General features: G+C 39.0%; 13 protein-coding genes. 9 read left to right on the forward strand and 4 right to left on the reverse strand.

All coding sequences use genetic code 11. The features are described from left to right. The first annotated feature begins 70 nt into the window (after nucleotides 1-70). A complete protein-coding gene (pckA, locus tag A3GE_RS0108830) occupies nucleotides 71-1,687 on the forward strand; it encodes a phosphoenolpyruvate carboxykinase (ATP) (RefSeq protein WP_018356904.1) in 1,617 nt (538 codons plus the stop codon). A gap of 214 nt (nucleotides 1,688-1,901) precedes the next feature. On the opposite strand, the gene aspA is transcribed toward pckA, so the two are convergent. Further along, nucleotides 1,902-3,320, reverse strand: coding sequence for an aspartate ammonia-lyase (gene aspA / locus A3GE_RS0108835; protein ID WP_018356905.1), 1,419 nt, complete (start codon nucleotides 3,318-3,320; stop codon nucleotides 1,902-1,904). A gap of 225 nt (nucleotides 3,321-3,545) precedes the next feature. Between aspA and A3GE_RS0108845 the strand changes: the two genes are divergently transcribed. From A3GE_RS0108845 to galU, 8 genes are all read left to right on the forward strand, one after another. Beyond that, nucleotides 3,546-3,836: a co-chaperone GroES gene (locus A3GE_RS0108845; protein ID WP_018356907.1), complete on the forward strand. Its 291-nt coding sequence runs from the start codon at nucleotides 3,546-3,548 to the stop codon at nucleotides 3,834-3,836. Between the two features lie 85 nt (nucleotides 3,837-3,921). Further along, nucleotides 3,922-5,565 carry a chaperonin GroEL gene (gene groL, locus A3GE_RS0108850; protein ID WP_018356908.1) on the forward strand — a complete coding sequence of 548 codons (1,644 nt, stop codon included), beginning with the start codon at nucleotides 3,922-3,924 and terminating at the stop codon, nucleotides 5,563-5,565. 108 nt (nucleotides 5,566-5,673) lie between these two features. Then, nucleotides 5,674-6,222: a YecA/YgfB family protein gene (locus A3GE_RS0108855; protein ID WP_018356909.1), complete on the forward strand. Its 549-nt coding sequence runs from the start codon at nucleotides 5,674-5,676 to the stop codon at nucleotides 6,220-6,222. 29 nt (nucleotides 6,223-6,251) lie between these two features. Then, on the forward strand, nucleotides 6,252-7,547 hold the full coding sequence (pepP, locus tag A3GE_RS0108860) for a Xaa-Pro aminopeptidase (protein WP_018356910.1): 1,296 nt from the start codon (nucleotides 6,252-6,254) through the stop codon (nucleotides 7,545-7,547). A 95-nt stretch (nucleotides 7,548-7,642) separates the two neighbouring features. Next, complete coding sequence (gene uspA / locus A3GE_RS0108865; RefSeq protein WP_018356911.1) at nucleotides 7,643-8,068, forward strand: universal stress protein UspA; 426 nt, start codon at nucleotides 7,643-7,645, stop codon at nucleotides 8,066-8,068. Between the two features lie 269 nt (nucleotides 8,069-8,337). Further along, nucleotides 8,338-10,962 (forward strand): alanine--tRNA ligase, encoded by a 2,625-nt coding sequence (alaS, locus tag A3GE_RS0108870; protein ID WP_018356912.1) that lies wholly within the window; start codon nucleotides 8,338-8,340, stop codon nucleotides 10,960-10,962. A gap of 79 nt (nucleotides 10,963-11,041) precedes the next feature. Then, the gene (gene csrA, locus A3GE_RS0108875) at nucleotides 11,042-11,233 is read left to right on the forward strand and encodes a carbon storage regulator CsrA (RefSeq protein WP_018356913.1); all 192 of its coding nucleotides are present in this window, start codon (nucleotides 11,042-11,044) and stop codon (nucleotides 11,231-11,233) included. A gap of 17 nt (nucleotides 11,234-11,250) precedes the next feature. Beyond that, the gene (galU, locus tag A3GE_RS0108880; RefSeq protein ID WP_018356914.1) at nucleotides 11,251-12,138 is read left to right on the forward strand and encodes a UTP--glucose-1-phosphate uridylyltransferase GalU; all 888 of its coding nucleotides are present in this window, start codon (nucleotides 11,251-11,253) and stop codon (nucleotides 12,136-12,138) included. Between the two features lie 306 nt (nucleotides 12,139-12,444). Here the strand turns inward: galU and rplQ are convergent, their stop codons facing one another. From rplQ to rpsD, 3 genes are read right to left on the reverse strand one after another with little or no spacing between them, the layout of a single operon-like run. Next, the gene (gene rplQ, locus A3GE_RS0108885; RefSeq protein WP_018356915.1) at nucleotides 12,445-12,828 is read right to left on the reverse strand and encodes a 50S ribosomal protein L17; all 384 of its coding nucleotides are present in this window, start codon (nucleotides 12,826-12,828) and stop codon (nucleotides 12,445-12,447) included. 39 nt (nucleotides 12,829-12,867) lie between these two features. Beyond that, the gene (locus A3GE_RS0108890; protein ID WP_018356916.1) at nucleotides 12,868-13,851 is read right to left on the reverse strand and encodes a DNA-directed RNA polymerase subunit alpha; all 984 of its coding nucleotides are present in this window, start codon (nucleotides 13,849-13,851) and stop codon (nucleotides 12,868-12,870) included. Nucleotides 13,852-13,882: 31 nt separating this feature from the next. After that, nucleotides 13,883-14,503 carry a 30S ribosomal protein S4 gene (gene rpsD / locus A3GE_RS0108895; RefSeq protein ID WP_018356917.1) on the reverse strand — a complete coding sequence of 207 codons (621 nt, stop codon included), beginning with the start codon at nucleotides 14,501-14,503 and terminating at the stop codon, nucleotides 13,883-13,885. Nucleotides 14,504-14,531 lie beyond the last annotated feature (28 nt).

A 14,531-nucleotide genomic window follows, 5' to 3' on the forward strand; every position in this document is an offset into this window, starting at 1 on the left:
ACATTTTTTATTATTTACTTTCTTTAAAATAGGCACAGCTAAATTTTAATCTTTTATACAGAGGTGACTTATGACAGACTTAAACAAAGTAATTAAAGCGCTTGAAAATCTTGGAATTTATGACGTGAAAGACGTAGTCTATAATCCAAGCTACGAGCAATTATTTGAAGAAGAAACCAAATCCGAATTAGAGGGATTTGAAAAAGGTACACTCACCAATACCGGTGCGGTAGCAGTAGATACCGGTATCTTTACCGGTCGTTCCCCGAAAGATAAATATATTGTTTTAGATGAAAAAACCAAAGATACCGTTTGGTGGACATCTGATACCGCCAAAAACGACAATAAACCGATGAATCAAGCCACTTGGCAAAGTCTGAAAGAGTTGGTAACCAATCAATTATCCCGCAAACGTTTATTTGTCATTGATGGTTTCTGCGGAGCAAGCGAAAAAGATCGTATTGCCGTTCGTATTGTTACTGAAGTAGCATGGCAGGCGCACTTTGTGAAAAATATGTTCATTCGTCCAACAGAAGAGCAACTAAAAGACTTTGAGCCTGACTTTGTCGTGATGAACGGTTCAAAAGTGACAAATCCAAACTGGAAAGAACAAGGTTTAAATTCTGAGAATTTTGTCGCGTTCAACTTAACTGAAGGAATTCAATTAATCGGCGGTACTTGGTACGGTGGTGAAATGAAAAAAGGTATGTTCTCCATGATGAACTACTTCCTACCGTTAAAAGGCGTAGGTGCAATGCACTGTTCCGCAAATGTTGGTAAAGATGGTGATGTCGCTATTTTCTTCGGATTATCAGGTACCGGCAAAACCACGCTTTCTACCGATCCGAAACGTGAATTAATCGGTGACGATGAACACGGCTGGGATGATGTAGGCGTCTTCAACTTTGAAGGAGGCTGTTATGCCAAAACTATTCATCTTTCTGAAGAAAATGAGCCGGATATTTATCGAGCAATCCGTCGTGATGCATTATTAGAAAATGTCGTTGTACGTGCAGATGGATCCATTGATTTTGATGATGCTTCAAAAACCGAGAATACACGTGTATCTTACCCGATTTATCATATTGATAATATTGTCAAACCGGTTTCCCGTGCAGGTCACGCAACCAAAGTTATTTTCTTAACGGCTGATGCTTTTGGTGTTTTACCTCCGGTTTCCAAATTGACACCGGAACAAACCAAATATTATTTCTTATCCGGTTTCACGGCAAAATTAGCGGGTACAGAACGAGGCATTACCGAGCCTACACCAACCTTCTCCGCCTGTTTTGGTGCGGCATTCCTAACGCTTCACCCGACACAATATGCTGAAGTTTTAGTAAAACGGATGGAAGCGGCTGGTGCAGAAGCTTATTTAGTCAATACGGGTTGGAACGGTACGGGTAAACGTATCTCTATCAAAGATACCCGTGGCATTATTGATGCAATCTTAGACGGTTCAATCGAAAAAGCGGAAATGGGTAAATTACCAATCTTTAACTTAACGATTCCAAAAGCATTACCGGGTGTCGATTCTGCGATTTTAGATCCGCGTGATACCTATACAGATAAAGCTCAATGGGAAGCAAAAGCCAAAGACTTAGCAGGTCGTTTTGTGAAAAACTTCGAAAAATATGCAACCAATGCTGAAGGTAAAGCATTAATCTCAGCCGGTCCTGAAGCATAATTAAAAAATATCTAAATAATCAACCGCACTTTTAGGTGCGGTTTTTTCTTTTCGTTAGAATATTCTGACTAAAATTACAGAATACTTATTCTCGAATAAATTAATCCTACGTTTTAGGTTTGGGCAACTACCACAAACTACCGCTGTTTTTCAGCAATAAAAAAAGTGCGGTCAAAAATCTTGACCGCACTCTTAGTTCATTTAACTTATAAAACTATTTATTTAATTTCGCTTTATAAGTCGGATTCATTAAATTCTCTACAGAGAGAATATCATCAAGCTGCTCCGCAGTAAGTAATCCTTTTTCTAATACGACCTCGCGCACACTTTTGCCGGTTTCTGCGCAGATTTTACCCACTAAATCACCATTGTGATGACCGATAAATGGGTTTAAATAAGTCACAATGCCGATTGAACTAAAGACATAGTTTTCACAAATTTCTTTGTTTACCGTGATGCCATCAATACATTTATCACGTAAATTTATACAGGCATTGGTTAAGATGTCGATAGATTCAAACATAGCTTGACCGATTACCGGCTCCATCACGTTTAATTGTAATTGACCGGCTTCTGATGCGAAAGTCACGGTAGTATCGTTACCAATCACTTTAAAGCAAACTTGGTTTACCACTTCAGGCACAACAGGGTTCACTTTTGCTGGCATAATAGAAGAACCGGCTTGCAACTCAGGAAGATTGATTTCTTTTAAACCTGCACGCGGACCGGAAGAAAGCAAACGTAAGTCATTACATACTTTAGAAAGTTTCACTGCGGTACGTTTTAGTGAACTATGAACCATAACATAAGCACCGCAGTCAGAGGTGGCTTCAATTAAATTTTCAGCTAACACGCATGGTAAACCGGTTACTTCGGCAAGATATTTCACGGCAAGTTGAGCATAACCTTGCGGCGTATTTAAACCGGTACCGATTGCCGTTGCACCAAGGTTTACTTCAAGTAACAATTCAGCAGTGCGTTTTAAATTGCGAACTTCTTCTTCAAGCAATACCGCAAAGGCTTTAAATTCTTGTCCCACTGTCATTGGTACGGCATCTTGTAACTGAGTACGCCCCATTTTCAGTATGTTATTAAATTCTTTCGCTTTATTTTCAAACCCTTCTTGTAAATATTGGATTTTATCAATGAGCTTTAAGATACTGTTATATACGGCAATACGGAAACCAGTAGGGTAAGCGTCGTTAGTCGATTGGCTGGCGTTGACATGATCCATTGGATCTAAAAATTGATATTCCCCTTTTTGATGTCCTAATTTTTCCAAAGCAAGATTCGCAACCACTTCATTAGTGTTCATATTTACAGAAGTACCTGCGCCCCCTTGATACACATCCGATGGGAACTGGTCTAAACATTTACCGGTCGTTAAAATCTCATCGCAGGCAGAAACAATCGCTTTTGCAATGTCCGCAGGAATTGCCCCTAATTCACCATTCGCTAAAGCGGTCGCTTTTTTTACCATCACCATACCACGCACAAATTCCGGTACATCAGAAATGGTTACATTAGAAATATTGAAATTTTCAACCGCTCTTAATGTATGAATGCCCCAATAAGCATCTGCCGGCACTTCACGTTCACCCAATAAATCGACTTCTTTTCTAAATTGCGTCATGTTGATCCCCCTATCTTGAGTTGGTTAATTTGCGGTTATTATAGAAATTTTCACAAGAAAAAAATTGATTGAGATCACATTTCTGATATGAGATTTCAAGATATATTTTCATCATTCAAATTAGTTTTTTTAGGGCTAAAATTTTTTAAATTTCCTCTTGAAAGCAAAATTTTCATTCCCATATAGAGTGGGAATTTCACATTTTTTAAGAGAAGGAAATTAATCATGAATATTCGTCCATTACACGATCGTTTGATTATCAAACGTGAAGAAGTTGAAACCTTATCAGCAGGCGGTATCGTATTAACCGGTTCTGCAGCGACAAAATCAACCCGAGCAAAAGTATTAGCGGTAGGGAAAGGTCGTATTTTGGAAAACGGTACAGTTCAGCCTTTGGATGTTAAAGTTGGCGATACGGTGATTTTCAATGATGGTTATGGTGTGAAAAGCGAAAAAATCGATGGTGAAGAAGTGTTAATCATTTCTGAAAGCGATGTTTTGGCAATTGTAGAATAAGATTGAATAGATTTTACTCAATCCAAAAACAAATATAAAAGCGGTGGGCTGAAGCCTACGATTCTGGAAGAAAAGGAAAAATAAAATGGCAGCAAAAGACGTAAAATTTGGTAATGATGCACGCGTAAAAATGTTGAAAGGCGTGAACGTATTAGCGGACGCAGTAAAAGTAACTCTTGGTCCGAAAGGTCGTAATGTAATTTTAGATAAATCATTCGGTGCACCAACCATCACTAAAGATGGGGTATCTGTCGCGCGTGAGATTGAATTAGAAGATAAATTTGAAAACATGGGTGCACAAATGGTGAAAGAGGTTGCCTCTAAAGCCAATGATGCAGCAGGTGATGGTACAACGACTGCAACCGTTCTTGCACAAGCCATTGTGAGCGAAGGATTAAAAGCGGTAGCGGCAGGAATGAACCCAATGGATTTAAAGCGCGGGATTGATAAAGCCGTAAGTGCGGTCGTTTCTGAGCTTAAAAATCTTTCTAAACCTTGCGAAACTTCAAAAGAAATTGAACAAGTAGGGACTATTTCTGCAAACTCTGACAGCGTTGTGGGCCAATTAATTGCGCAGGCGATGGAGAAAGTGGGTAAAGAGGGTGTCATTACTGTGGAAGATGGTACAGGTCTTGAAGATGAACTAGCGGTTGTAGAAGGAATGCAGTTCGACCGTGGCTATCTCTCTCCATACTTCATCAATAAACCGGAAGCCGCAACCGTTGAATTGGACAACCCATACATTCTATTAGTCGATAAAAAAATCTCTAATATTCGTGAATTGTTACCGGTATTAGAAGCCGTGGCGAAAGCCGGTAAACCATTGTTAATTATTGCAGAAGATGTGGAAGGCGAAGCGCTTGCTACTTTAGTGGTAAACACGATGCGCGGTATTGTGAAAGTGGCAGCAGTTAAAGCACCTGGCTTTGGTGATCGTCGTAAAGCAATGTTACAAGATATTGCAATCTTAACTGCAGGTACTGTGATTTCTGAAGAAATTGGTATGGAGCTTGAGAAAGCGACATTAGAAGATCTTGGTCAGGCAAAACGTATCGTAATCAACAAAGATAATACTACTATTATTGATGGTATCGGTGACCAAGCGCAAATTAATGGTCGTGTGGCACAGATTCGTCAGCAAATTGAAGAATCAACCTCTGATTACGACAAAGAAAAACTTCAAGAGCGTGTGGCGAAATTAGCCGGTGGTGTTGCGGTAATTAAAGTTGGTGCAGCAACCGAAGTTGAAATGAAAGAGAAAAAAGACCGCGTTGACGATGCTTTACACGCAACCCGTGCAGCAGTTGAAGAAGGTATCGTAGCCGGAGGTGGTGTGGCGTTAGTGCGTGCTGCCTCTAAAGTGGCAGCAAACCTACAAGGTGATAATGAAGAACAAAATGTGGGGATCAAACTCGCATTGCGTGCGATGGAAGCCCCTTTACGTCAAATCGTCACCAATGCCGGTGAAGAAGCCTCTGTTGTGGCAAGTGCAGTAAAAGCAGGCGAAGGCAACTTCGGTTATAACGCAAGCACCGAACAATACGGCGATATGTTGGAAATGGGTATCTTAGATCCAACAAAAGTTACCCGTTCTGCATTGCAATTTGCCGCATCGGTAGCAGGCTTAATGATTACCACAGAATGTATGGTAACCGAACTACCAAAAGAGGAAAAAGCAGATCTTGGTGCCGGAATGGGCGGCATGGGTGGTATGGGCGGAATGATGTAACCCCCATCATGAAATAAAAAAGTGCGGTCGTTTTTCCATACGGAAAGCGATCGCTTTTTTATTTACAAAGGTTTACACTGAAAAGAATTTTTATCACGGGAATCAATAATGACAACATCTGAAAGCGAACTTAATCAACAACTCAAATCTGCCGGTATCGGTATTAATGCAACAGAACTTCACGGTTTCTTAAGCGGCTTGATTTGTGGTGGTATCAAAGATCAAAGTTGGCAACCACTCCTCTACCAATTTACTCACGATAATCACGCTTATCCGACCGCACTTTTAGAACGGGTCAATGAGCTTTATCAAACCATTTCCAAAGCATTAGCAGATGTTGAAAGTTTTTCTTTTGAATTAGGATTAACTGAAAACGAAAACATATTCGCCCGAGCAGACAGTTTATCTGAATGGGCAAATCATTTTTTACTAGGTTTGGGATTAGCTCAACCTTATTTAGATAAAGAAAAAGGTGAAATCGGCGAAGCCGTTGAGGATTTACATGATATTTGCCAATTAGGATATGATGAAGACGACGATGAAGAAGAAATGAGCGAAGCACTTGAAGAAATTATTGAATATGTGCGAACCATCGCAACATTGTTTTACACTCAATTTAATCAAGCCTCCAACACGAGAAAACCAATACTACACTAATTAAAAAACACACATAAAAGGAGAGAAAAATGGATCTTGCGTATATGGCTGAATTGCCTCAACAAGAATTTGCGGAACGCCGGAAACAGGTTTTGGAAAAAATGCAGCCTAATTCTGCTTTGTTACTGTTTTCCGAAATTGAAAAACGCCGTAACAACGATTGTACTTTTCCTTTTCGCCAAGACAGCTATTTTTGGTATTTAACCGGTTTTAATGAACCGAATGCCGCCTTGCTATTGGTGAAAACTGCACAATCCGAAAAAACAATCCTCTTTCTTCGACCACGAGATCCTTTACTTGAAACTTGGAATGGACGTCGTTTAGGCATAGAACGGGCCCCTGAAAAACTCAATATAAATGAGGCATATTCTATCGATGATTTTAATGCCGTTTTTCCTAAAATTACCGAAAATCTAACCGCACTTTACTATGCACCGGAGCTTCATTTATGGGGGGATAAATTACTTTCGGAAAGTGCGGTTAATTTTACGGAAATTTTAGATTGGTGCCCTATCATTAGTGAAATGCGCTTGATTAAATCCCCCAATGAAATTCGCTTAATGCAGCAAGCTGGGCAAATTACCGCCCTGGCTCATATCAAAGCAATGCAAGAAACCCGCCCTAATCGCTTCGAGTATGAAATTGAAAGTGAAATTTTGCATGAATTTAATCGTCATGGTGCACGTTTTGCTTCTTATAATTCCATTGCTGCCGGAGGCAATAATGCCTGTATTTTACACTACACAGAAAACGATCAACCTTTGAAAAATGGCGACTTAGTCTTGATTGATGCCGGCTGTGAATTTGCGATGTATGCGGGAGACGTTACACGTACATTTCCTGTAAACGGAAAATTTACCCAAGCTCAGCGCGATATTTATGAACTCGTCCTAAAAGCACAAAAACGGGCTATTGAATTATTGATCCCGGGTAATTCAATAAAAAAAGCGAATGATGAAGTCATTCGTATAAAAGTACAGGGTTTGGTTGAGTTAGGTATTTTACGTGGTAATGTAGAGGACCTCATTGAACAGAAAGCCTATCGCCAATTTTATATGCACGGATTAGGTCATTGGCTCGGGCTGGATGTACACGATGTAGGTGAATATGGCGAAGAACGCAACCGCACTTTAGAAGTTGGCATGGTCATTACGGTAGAGCCCGGTCTGTATATATCCGAAGATGCCGATGTACCGGAACAATATAAAGGCATTGGGGTACGCATTGAAGATAATTTATTAATGACGGAATACGGCAATAAAATCTTGACAGCAGCGGTACCGAAAGAGATCGAAGAGATTGAAAAACTGATGGGAAAAAATTGATAATTTCCCAAAATGTGATCCAGAGCAAGTTTCTTTGAGCGGTAAAATGCTACTATCCTACTGAACAAATAAGTCCATTAGATAAGGAGTCGATTATGTATAAACATGTTTTAGTCGCAGTGGATCTTTCAGATGAAAGTGAATTCTTGGTTAAAAAAGCAGCGGGCATTGCCAAACACCATGATGCGAAACTTTCAATTATCCACGTAGATGTAAACTTTTCGGATCTTTATACCGGATTGATTGATGTCAATATGTATTCCATGCAGGATCGAATTTCAAGTGAAACCCAAAAAGCATTATTGGAACTCGCAGAGGAAGCCGACTATCCTATTTTGGAAAAATTGAGCGGTAGTGGTGATCTGGGACAAGTGCTTACCGATGCGATAGAACAATATGATGTTGATTTGTTGGTTACAGGCCATCACCAAGACTTTTGGAGTAAATTAATGTCTTCAACGCGTCAAGTAATGAATACAATTAAAATTGATATGCTAGTTGTTCCACTTCTTGATGATTGAGATTGATCAACACTTATTTATTTCTAAATTAAAAAATAAATAAATTTTAACCGCACTTCTTAAATTGTTTAATGAAGTGCGGTTTTATTTTGAGAGTTTACAGATAATTTTATTTAATGATATTTTTTTCGTAATAAAAACAATGGATTGCTTAAATAACAAACAACATTAGATAATTACAAGCAAAAAGCCTTTTTATAAACTTAAAAAATATGCAAGAATAATACGCTTTATTTTTTACTTTAAATTACTTTTACAACGGGTTTATGATGAAAACGACAGCTGAAATTAGACAATCGTTCCTTAATTTCTTTCATAGTAAAGGACATCAAGTGGTCGCAAGTAGCTCGCTTGTACCTGAAAACGATCCAACTCTACTTTTTACTAATGCGGGGATGAATCAATTTAAAGATGTATTCTTAGGCTTAGACAAACGCCCTTATTCACGTGCAACAACCGCACAACGTTGTGTGCGTGCCGGCGGTAAACATAATGATTTGGAAAATGTAGGTTATACTGCTCGCCACCATACTTTTTTTGAAATGTTGGGGAACTTTAGCTTTGGTGATTACTTTAAACATGATGCGATTCGCTTTGCATGGGAGTTTTTAACCTCTCCGCAATGGCTTGACTTACCAAAGGAAAAATTGTGGGTCACCGTTTATGAAACGGATAATGAGGCTTACGATATTTGGAATAAAGAAGTTGGTGTGCCAACAGAGCGCATTATTCGAATCGGCGATAACAAAGGCGCACCTTATGCCTCAGACAATTTTTGGGCAATGGGGGATACCGGTCCTTGCGGTCCTTGTACCGAAATCTTCTATGATCATGGAGATCATATTTGGGGAGGACCTCCGGGATCACCGGAAGAAGACGGAGATCGTTATATAGAAATTTGGAACGTTGTATTCATGCAATACAATCGTTTAGCAGACGGAACAATGGAAAAATTACCACGCCCATCGGTGGACACCGGTATGGGTTTAGAACGCATTGCCGCAGTACTGCAACATGTAAATTCAAACTACGATATTGACATTTTTAAAACATTAATCTCAAAAGCTGCGGAAATTGTTGGAACAACCGATCTAACCAATAAGTCATTACGTGTGATTGCTGATCACATTCGTTCTTGTGCCTACTTAATTGCTGATGGAGTGATCCCATCAAATGAAGGACGCGGTTACGTATTGCGCCGTATTATTCGTCGTGCTGTTCGTCATGGACATTTACTCGGTGCAAAAGAAACATTTTTCTACAAACTGGTGCCAACTTTAATTGCTGTAATGGCAGAAGCCGGTCAAGATGTCAAAGAGAAACAGGCAAATGTTGAAAAATTACTGCGTCTGGAAGAAGAGCAATTTGCTCGTACGTTAGAGCGTGGTTTGACCCTTTTGGATGAAGCTCTTTCTGAAGTGAAAGACGGGATGCTTTCCGGTGAAGTCGCCTTCAAACTTTATGACACCTATGGTTTCCCATTGGATTTAACCGCAGATGTATGTCGTGAACGTAATATTACCATTGATGAAGCCGCGTTTGAGCGGGAGATGGCTGCACAACGTACTCGTGCTCAAGCGGCAAGCCAATTCGGTATAGATTATAATAATGTCATTCGTGTTGAGGGTGAAACAAAATTTGAAGGCTATACTGAATCAGAATCTATAGCAAAAATAACCGCACTTTTCTACGAAGGCAAATCAGTAGAACAAATTTCAGCAGGTCAAAGTGCTGTAGTTGTATTAGAAAATACACCATTCTATGCGGAATCAGGTGGTCAAATTGGTGACAGTGGTTATTTAACAATGGAAGATGTTACCTTTAATGTCAAAGACACCCAAAAATACGGTCAAATATTTGGGCATATTGGTGAGTTAGAACAGGGAACACTCTCTGTTGGTCAAATAGTGAATGCGGTTGTTGATGTTGAACGTCGCCATCAAACGTCTCTTAATCATTCTGCAACGCACTTATTACATGCTGCATTACGCCAATTATTGGGTACCCATGTTGTACAAAAGGGTTCTTTAGTTTCAGAAAAAGCATTACGCTTTGATTTCTCACACCCTGAAGCAATCACCAAAGAGCAGTTAGCCGATATAGAACGTCTTGTAAACCAAAAAATACGAGCAAACTTCCCAATTCAAACAGAAATTATGGAAATTGAAACTGCAAAAGCAAAAGGTGCAATGGCACTATTTGGTGAAAAGTATGCAGATCAAGTTCGTGTATTAAGCATGGGAGATTTCTCCATTGAACTATGCGGTGGTATTCATGCCAAACGAACAGGTGATATAGGGTTATTTAAAATTACGGTAGAAACAGCCGTTGCCGCAGGGATTCGCCGAATTGAAGCAGTAACAGGTGAAAATGCGGTGAATTGGATATTAAAACAACAACGTATTTTGAACCAAAGCGCAGAATTACTAAAATCCGATGTAAATGCCCTTGTAGATAAAATCCAGCAATATCAGGATAAAACAAAAAAACTAGAAAAAGAACTCCAAGGCTTAAAAGAGAAAGCGGCAGTGCAAGCCGGTTCTGATTTAGCCAAAAGTGCGGTCAAAATTAACGGTGTTTCAGTCATCCTTCATCAATTAGATGGTATCGAAACAAAATCACTACGAGTGATGGTCGATGACTTAAAAAATCAACTAGGTTCAGGTGTTATCGTATTTGCATCAATTTTAGATGAAAAAGTTAATCTTGTTGTTGGTGTCACCAATGATTTAACCTCTAAAATAAAAGCCGGTGATCTCGTGAATTTAATGGCTCAACAGGTTGGCGGTAAAGGCGGTGGCCGCCCGGATATGGCTATGGCCGGAGGCTCCCAACCAGAAAATGTGACACAGGCCTTAACTATTGCACAGAACTGGCTAAACGAAAAGCTGTAGTACAGCCTTGGTTGGAGGGATGCCAACTTTTCCTTGATAGATAGGGATATCTAATAAATGCAAACTAAGGGGATAAAGGATGTTAATCTTAACTCGTAAAGTTGGCGAAAGTGTACTTATTGGAGATGATATTTCTATCACAGTATTAAGTGTACGTGGAAACCAAATAAAGCTCGGTGTACAAGCACCTAAAGAAATATCTGTTCACCGAGAAGAGATTTACCAACAAATTAAAAAAAAGCAAGATGAATCTTCTAATGATTTATCATAATTATTATGGACTTTAATATGAAAGTGATTATTCCAGTTGCCGGTTTAGGCACTCGTATGTTACCCGCTACAAAAGCAATTCCAAAAGAAATGCTTACATTAGTAGATAAGCCACTAATTCAATACGTAGTAAATGAATGTATTGCTGCAGGTATTAAAGAGATTGTACTCGTTACCCATTCATCAAAAAATGCTATAGAGAACCACTTTGATACATCTTTTGAGCTTGAAACAATGTTGGAGAAACGTGTAAAACGCCAACTTTTAGAGGAAGTACGTTCTATTTGCCCTAAAGATGTTACTCTTATACATGTACGCCAAGGTAATGCAAAAGGTTTGGGGCATGCTGTATTATGTGGACGCTCCGTTGTCGGTGAGGAGCCTTTTGCGGTTGTTCTACCGGATGTGCTACTTGCTGATTTTAGTGCAAACCAGAAAAAAGAAAATTTATCCGCTATGATTAAACGTTTTAATGAAACCCTATCTAGTCAAATCATGGTGGCTCCCGTTGCACAAGAAGAAGTGAATAATTATGGTATTGTTGACTGTGGCAATGTGGAACTAAAGGATGGGGAAAGTGCTAAAATTGAAAATATTGTTGAAAAACCTTCAGTTGAAAATGCACCGTCTAACCTTGCTGTAGTTGGTCGCTACGTATTTTCTTCCGCAATTTGGGATTTATTAGAAAAAACCCCTATTGGTGTAGGTGATGAAATTCAATTAACCGATGCAATTGATATGCTGATCGAAAAAGAAACTGTTGAAGCATTCCATATGACAGGTAACTCTTTTGATTGTGGCGATAAAATCGGTTACATGCAAGCTTTTGTTGAATACGGTATTCGACATGAAAAACTGGGTAAAGATTTTAAGGTATTTATTAAAAATCTTGCAAAAAGCTTATAAAAATCACAAGAAAAGAGCGGTTAATTTCACCGCTTTTTTATCATCTTAAGAGTATGAATAGATTTTTCTAATACAGAATAATGATTTCTCAAGCTAATTGAACAGCTCTAATAACACTATTATTTTGCCAATTTCAAATCAAGTATTTTTTAATTAGTTACCAAAACTTACATTATAAATTTTGTAGAAATTATTTTGCTTTCTTAAAATAAATTATGTTCATCAAAATATAATTGATCTTACTTATAAATTTCAAACAATAAAAAAAGCCCGCACTTTGCGAGCTTTTTATTTTTACCCAAAAATTTATTCCGCTGTTGTTTCTACAACTTGCGGGCGTTCAACTAACTCAATATAAGCCATTGGAGCATTATCACCTGCACGGAAACCACATTTTAAAATACGGGTGTAACCACCTGCACGTTGGGCGAAACGTGGACCTAATTCATTAAATAGCTTCGCAACAGTATCAATGTTACGCGTACGAGCGAATGCTAAACGACGGTTTGCAACGCTATCTTCTTTTGCTAATGTGATTAACGGCTCAACTACACGACGTAATTCTTTAGCTTTAGGTAAAGTTGTCTTAATAATTTCGTGACTAACTAAAGCACTGGCTAAATTACGGAACATCGCTTGGCGATGGCTACTATTACGGTTCAGTTGACGACCACTCTTACGATGGCGCATGATATTATCCTTCTCAGAAAAACCTTAATCTATGCCAAATTAGTCTTCAGCAATACTTGCTGGCGGCCAATTCTCAAGGCGCATACCAAGTGACAAACCACGTGAAGCAAGCACATCCTTAATTTCAGTAAGCGATTTCTTACCAAGATTAGGCGTCTTTAATAACTCAACTTCTGTACGTTGTACTAAGTCACCGATATAGTGAATTGTTTCTGCTTTCAAACAGTTAGCAGAACGAACTGTCAACTCTAAATCATCTACAGGACGTAATAAAATCGGGTCAAATTCCGGTTTTTCTTCCTTGACCTCAGGTTGACGAACATCACGTAAATCAACGAATGCATCAAGTTGCTCTGCTAAGATTGTTGCAGCACGACGAATTGCTTCCTCAGGATCTAACGTACCATTTGTTTCTAAATTAATTACTAATTTATCCAAGTCCGTACGTTGTTCAACACGAGCAGCCTCAACATTATAAGAAATGCTTTCAACAGGACTATAACAAGCATCAACTAGTAAACGACCAATTGGACGTTCATCTGTCTGAACTCGAGTTGAAGCTGGAACATATCCTCTGCCACGCTGAACACGAATACGCATACTAATTGAGGCGTTTTCGTCAGTTAAATGACAAATCACATGGTCTTGATTTACAATTTCAACATCTCCGTCATGGGAGATATCGGCTGCAACAACAGGGCCAATTCCAGATTTATTTAGTGTCAGAATAACATCATCTTTATTCTGTACTTTGACCGCTAGACCTTTAAGGTTTAAAAGTACTTCAAGAATATCTTCTTGAACTCCTTCCTTACTACTATACTCATGCAATACTCCTTCGATCTCTACTTCAGTTACAGCACAACCCGGCATTGAAGACAGAAGAATACGACGTAATGCATTACCTAGAGTATGACCAAAGCCACGCTCTAACGGTTCAAGGATCACCTTAGCATGTGTTGAGCTAACCTGCTCAATATCTACTAAACGTGGTTTTAAAAATTCTGTAACAGAACCCTGCATTTTATCCTCTCTTTACTTTTAAGCTTAACTATTATTTCGAGTAAAGCTCAACGATCAGATGTTCATTAATATCTGCTGATAAATCAGAACGTTCAGGAATACGTTTAAAAACACCTTCCATTTTAGTTGCATCAACTTCTAACCAAGTTGGTTTCTCTCTTTGTTCTGCTAATTCTAATGATGCTTTAATCCGAGCTTGTTTTTTAGACTTTTCTCTAACAGCCACAACATCATTAACTGCAACTTGGAAAGACGGGATATTCACAACACGACCATTTACTACAATCGCTTTATGACTTACTAACTGACGAGCCTCCGCTCGAGTTGCAGCAAATCCCATGCGATAAACAACGTTATCTAATCTACCTTCCAATAACACTAATAAGTTTTCACCAGTGTTACCTTTTAAACGGTTCGCCTCTTTATAGTAGTTGCGGAACTGACGTTCCAAAATACCATAGATACGACGAACTTTTTGTTTTTCACGTAATTGACTGCCATAGTCAGATAAACGTGGTTTACGAGCACCATGTTGACCTGGTGCTGTATCAATTTTACATTTTGAATCAATCGCGCGCACACCTGATTTAAGAAATAAATCAGTACCTTCACGACGGCTGAGCTTGAGTTTAGGGCCCAAATATCTTGCCATTTTCTTTCTCCAACTATCCTATTACGTC

The sequence above is a fragment of the Rodentibacter pneumotropicus DSM 21403 genome, from assembly GCF_000379905.1.
GTDB classification, from domain to species: Bacteria; Pseudomonadota; Gammaproteobacteria; order Enterobacterales; family Pasteurellaceae; genus Rodentibacter; species Rodentibacter pneumotropicus.